General features: G+C 44.9%; 1 protein-coding gene. It reads right to left on the bottom strand.

All coding sequences use genetic code 11. The features are described from left to right. Positions 1-92 precede the first annotated feature (92 nt). A complete protein-coding gene (ltrA, locus tag DWX68_RS14390) occupies positions 93-2,066 on the bottom strand; it encodes a group II intron reverse transcriptase/maturase (protein WP_118630020.1) in 1,974 nt (657 codons plus the stop codon). Positions 2,067-2,807: the final 741 nt, after the last annotated feature.

Genomic DNA, 2,807 nt, shown 5'->3' with positions numbered 1-2,807 from the left:
AATAGCGATAGGTAAGCCTTTGAAGTTATCTCCAGCTTTTCCCCCGCTTCACACCGGACATGCGACTTTCACCGCATCCGGCGTTCCATCAATCAAACAGATTTCTTAGTCTCCTTAGTCATACCATTATGAGAATTATTCGTAAGATTTGGCTTCTCCAAATCAATGGGTTTCCTTTTTGCCAATGTTCGCAGTTTGTTCAGCTTTGTGAGCTGTGAAGTATCCAATTTAAGAGCGGTGAGATAAGAACGAATAGTGTCCTCATCAACTGCGTGTATCAGTTCATGTACTGGTGCAAGCACCAATACCAGATTTTCATACTTATCTCTGCCTCCAATTCCTTTTGGCTTCTTGTGGTGGCAGTGAATTTCTGATATACACTGAAATTTCTTTCCCGTTACCGCACATTTTCCCCATTGGGCGGAGAACAGTGAGATACGGTTATCCGCATACTCTGTACTGCGGCTGTATGTAGGCGCTCTCATTAGCTGTAGCAGTAAGAAAGTGTTTATCCGCAAATCGTCATGGATTTCACTTCTTCCTGCCGCTGTGTAAGCGCACACTTTTCGCCGCTGACTCATTGGATTTTTACATTGAACATAGCTTATTGGATAAATCGGTTCTTTGGATTGTGCTATATATCTTAGTTGCTCCGATTTCCCATATCTTTGGATTTCCATTTTTGTCAGGTCACGGCCTTCCTTTTTCAGCCGGTGTGTCTTTCCAGATTTCAGCCTGTTTTTGAGAACTGTATTAACAGTTCTGCCAATATCACCGCAGTCTATGCTGATGTCAGTGGCTAACTGGTAGTAATTCTGGATTCCCATAACCATGGAGTTGAACAGCCGTACTTCCCCGGCTTCTCCACGTCCTTTTCTGGGAAATTTGATATTTCCGACTTGTTTAGTCAGGCTGACTTTAACCTTTTTGTATGCTTTATCGCACATGTGCGATTGAACGACGTACTTTTTCCCCTTTTTGCGTAGTCGGATTTTGAATCCGAGAAATTCAGAATAGCTCCGTCTGACGTCAACAACTCTCGTTTTCTCCGGTGAAACATCAAGGCGCAGGCGTTCTTTCAGCCATTGCGTGACCGCAATCAGCGTCCGGTCTGCCTGTTCCCTTGTTCTACAGAGAATCCGAAAATCGTCTGCATATCTCACGATATACATTTCTTTCAGCCGTGTATTCCGCATTGCCCGGTACGCATGGCTTTGTATCGGACAGCCTGCCGCATTTTCTCTGTAAGCGTAGTTTTCCGTTACCGGGTTGCACTGCCATTGGCTTTCTATCCAATGGTCAAGTTCATTCAGCACCACATTTGCCAATAGTGGGGAAATAATTCCGCCTTGCGGCGTTCCCTTTGTTGGGTGTTCTGTGTTGCCGTCCGGCATGAGGATTGGAGCTTTGAGAATCCTACGGATTACATAGAGCAGTTCTTTATCCCGGATATTCAGTGACCATAACTGTTTTATCAGTTTTGAATGGTCTACATTGTCAAAGAAACCTTTTATGTCAAACTCTACTACATAGTGAAGTCCTGACTTTTGCATAAGCCTGTAGATTGCCGCTATCGCATTTTCAACCGACCGATTTGGACGGAATCCATAGCTATTGTTGCTGAACCTGGCTTCGCAGATAGGTTCCATGACCTGCTTGATACATTGCTGTACCAATCTATCCCAGATACAAGGGATTCCCAGTGGCCTGGTATTCCCGTTTGGTTTTGGGATGTCTTTGCGTCTTACGCTTCTTGGGGTGTAGCCGTTTTTAGCTCCCTTGACGATTTTGCGTACCCTTGCTGTGACTTCATCAGCGGTAAGTTTACCAATATCAGAAATCTTCAGCTTGTCTGTTCCCGGCGTAATACTCCCGGTATTGGATTTGATGTTCCGATAGGCCAGCAGGATATTTTCTCTTGAAAGTATCACATCCATCAGGTTCTCGAAGATTTCTCCGGCTTGACTTCTGGCATACAGTTCATCAAAGGTACTTTGCATATCGTAGTATTCAGCATGGCGGAGATACTCCACGCATTTGGTTTTTGGTTTCTTCTCATTTGGCATCAGGCATCACTCTCCTTTACGGCGAGTGACTTCTTTTTGTCATACTCGCAATCCTAATTGCGACTAAGTGCTAAGTTGCCTGTTTGACTGACTTGAGGCCATTCCTCCGTTTTCCTCTTTTTCGCAGAAAACATCATCAGTTCGACCTCTGCTTTTCAGCAGTAGTACAGCAGCTTATATGATTCGTCTGCTTACTTCCTAATGGTAGAAGCCTACTGCCTTTCCTCGTTCCAACAATCCTATCTTTACATATACCTTTAGGTCTCCGCTTTAAGCCTGTCAGCTTGAACACGCCTGTAACGTGCTATGGTGTTTCATAACATCAATTTTTACTCCACCACACTGATTAGCGATGAACGCTACCAGCACATTTCTATGCCGTCATGGTATAGACCCTTACATTCGCGGTTTTCGTCAGTCATATTTCAAACATTCTGACCTTGGGTATTTTGTAGACCTCCGGCCTATAGGTAGCACCGTCCACCTCTGGACAGCTTTCGTGGGGCTGGTAATTATCCAGCAATCCATACGGCTACTCTCAGCCGACTTCACCGAGCTTCTGACAGGTCAGTTTTCACTTACACCCGCCAGTCGGAGTATTAAGGGGGCGTTTCAGGGCGTTACCCCATCATTCCACCTCTTGGATTGTTAGTTCTCCTAACATCTGAAATTTTCGTTCTTTTGTTAGTGCCTGATTTTGTCCTTCAACCACGAAGGCTTTGTTCAGGAACGAGTCGCACT

The sequence above is a fragment of the Clostridium sp. AF20-7 genome (genome assembly GCF_003479275.1).
Classification (GTDB): domain Bacteria; phylum Bacillota; class Clostridia; order Lachnospirales; family Lachnospiraceae; genus Otoolea; species Otoolea fessa.
This window is presented reverse-complemented; position numbering and strand designations above follow the sequence as displayed.